The 2,277-nt window shown below is 36.4% G+C and carries 3 protein-coding genes; 1 reads left to right on the top strand and 2 read right to left on the bottom strand.

The features are described 5' to 3' along the window. Positions 1-380: 380 nt before the first annotated feature. Positions 381-791: a hypothetical protein gene (locus BLW54_RS20220; RefSeq protein ID WP_074736541.1), complete on the bottom strand. Its 411-nt coding sequence runs from the start codon at positions 789-791 to the stop codon at positions 381-383. Positions 792-880: 89 nt separating this feature from the next. Between BLW54_RS20220 and BLW54_RS20215 the strand changes: the two genes are divergently transcribed. Further along, on the top strand, positions 881-1,432 hold the full coding sequence (locus tag BLW54_RS20215) for a hypothetical protein (RefSeq protein ID WP_035507996.1): 552 nt from the start codon (positions 881-883) through the stop codon (positions 1,430-1,432). A 547-nt stretch (positions 1,433-1,979) separates the two neighbouring features. On the opposite strand, the gene BLW54_RS20210 is transcribed toward BLW54_RS20215, so the two are convergent. Continuing rightward, positions 1,980-2,162: a hypothetical protein gene (locus tag BLW54_RS20210; RefSeq protein WP_035507994.1), complete on the bottom strand. Its 183-nt coding sequence runs from the start codon at positions 2,160-2,162 to the stop codon at positions 1,980-1,982. Positions 2,163-2,277: the final 115 nt, after the last annotated feature.

Here is a 2,277-nt window from a genome sequence, read left to right as displayed (position 1 = left end):
AAAGGATTTCTATCTTTAGGGTAACAAACAACAAAAGGTAAATTGAGACCAAAATCAAAAAAATAAGGCTGTCGAGAACTTTCTCGACAGCCTGAAGCAGACGTATGTCTGCTTTCCTCTTTGAACTTAAGTTTTTAGGTTTTGAACTTCGACTCGTTCGGTATGGCCATAAGGCAAACGTATCAGGAACTTAGGGAATGTTGGCGAAGGTATGAGCCCTACAATCCCTAGTTATCGAGGCGTTTAATACCGAAGCGACACTTAGGTAGTGACGAAAAGCGTATTTTGCTTTTCGATCAGTACCTTGTGCAGTCGCCCCTTGACTCTACGATTGACTCTCCCAAAAAATGTCCCTGGTGGATTAACCAGGGGCATTTTTATTACCATTTAGCTATGGTACCGCCACCTTGGCAACGAGTGTCATTTCCTCCCTCACAAGCTGCAAATAAATAATAATATCCAGATGATGGAACGTCATAAAATCCGTAGTTATTTCCATAATCCGGTCCTGCTACGAGTTCTTTTGAAACAGGTGCTCCACTGGAATTATACACTTGAAAAGATACTTGCATACTAGGAGCATCATTATCCCAATCATACCGGATAGTTTCTCCATAGCTAAAATAAACACGTGAACTTGCTGCATACTGTTGATCCCCATAACTCATAGACGCCTCAGCACACTTTTGCTCATAAGCCCCGCATTGGTATTTCGCACTGGCTATATTAGGATTAAACACTCCAAAAGCTAACACCGCGAAAATAAACAAAAAAGATATTTTCTTATACATACATTTACCTCTCCTTTTCTGCGTAAGTATAAACTTGATAACTATCTCATAACATAAGCACGTAAAAGATTTTTAAAGGAGCGTGTGTTATGTGGAAAAAAACAATCAATATCTTAGGTGCAGCTACTCTTTTCGCTTCCTTATTTTTAATCCCTTCAATTAATGAAGCTCAGGAACAGAAACCAGCTAATTCCGAAGTAAGAAGCTATCCAAAAGATACCTATAACAAACTCGGATTCACATCAGTCGAACAATCATTAAAAAACTTCAAGAAAGTCCATAATAATGGTGTTTCGTTACCAAATGATTTTGAAAAAAAATTACCTTTTAAAGTAACTCACAGCTTTGGAAGGATGGAAAATGATAAGTCTGTAAGGTTGGAATTTTTGAATCCAACTTCCAATGATTTATTAGTGTTGCAAATCTCGGAGGAAAAAGAATTCTTTCCAAAATCAGATTCTGAAAAGGTTTCTAAGTTGAAAAATGGGACAACTTATTTTCACAACTTAGATTCTAAAGGTGTTTATACGTTTAGATTTAAAAACGATGGGTTAGGTTACGTTTTAATGGCAGATCGTAACAACCATCTAGAGTTATCTGACTTTGAAAATATAGCTACACTTATTACGAAACAGCGTTAGTATTAATAACGCTGTTTTCCACTCATTTTCACCTCCCCATTTAGTCCTAATTATAACTTTATACATTAAATTCCAATTACCTCCCATTTTTGTAATATTTTTTAATATTTTTGTAACACACTCTTCATAAGTCCCCAAAAAATTGGGGGCTTATTTTTAATACATTTGCTTAAGCAAAACCTAAAAAAGCTTAAGCTTCTTAGTCTCTTTTAATACGGTAAACAGGTCTTAAGGCGAAATATTAAGAGTTAATATTTGGTCAAAAACGTCAGAAAAAATAGTTCATCAGCTAAACCCCACAAACCAAAGGAGCGTTGGTATTAAAGATAAACGAAATAGTTGGAGGTTTTTGCAACATAAAAAAAGAGGGGACAACCGTCCTCTCTCACACTCACAACATAACTTTTAACGTACGCTTTCCACGTTTTGCTGTCTGGACCCCAAAAGGCTCTATTTCTATCCTAGGTAATGACGGCAAATATAAAATGATGCAGTCTTTCAATCCCAACATAAGGGTATTTTATTAACTGAACCAGACCAGTTTAAATCAATTCCTTCTTTCATATTTCTCAGAAATTTCCTTGTTATCCCCTATGGAAAAAAGAACTTCTTCTAAAAACATGATTTCTTGATCTAGATCATTTTTCATGCCTTTATTATCACAGTTTTTTGCTTCTCTTCTTAATCGTCTTAGATCTCTGTATATGAAGTCTCTTTCCCAACAATTCATTTCCCAACCCCCTCACACTCTAAGCCCAGCCACTCCCCGTTCTACCGTAAAACCTTCTTCCTCAAGTGCATCACACAACAATTTAGCCGAGCGAAACTCTTCAAATCGAGTCTCC

This window comes from Halobacillus karajensis (genome assembly GCF_900108515.1).
GTDB lineage: Bacteria > Bacillota > Bacilli > Bacillales > Halobacillaceae > Halobacillus > Halobacillus karajensis.
The sequence above is the reverse complement of the archived record's forward strand: the minus strand, read 5'-3'. Positions and strand labels throughout refer to the sequence as shown.

Excerpts from the sequence above, each read along its gene's own strand:
- BLW54_RS20220 (WP_074736541.1), bottom strand. The coding sequence starts at position 791 with ATGTATAAGAAAATATCTTTTTTGTTTATTTTCGCGGTGTTAGCTTTT.
- BLW54_RS20215 (WP_035507996.1), top strand. The coding sequence starts at position 881 with ATGTGGAAAAAAACAATCAATATCTTAGGTGCAGCTACTCTTTTCGCT.
- BLW54_RS20210 (WP_035507994.1), bottom strand. The coding sequence starts at position 2,162 with ATGAATTGTTGGGAAAGAGACTTCATATACAGAGATCTAAGACGATTA.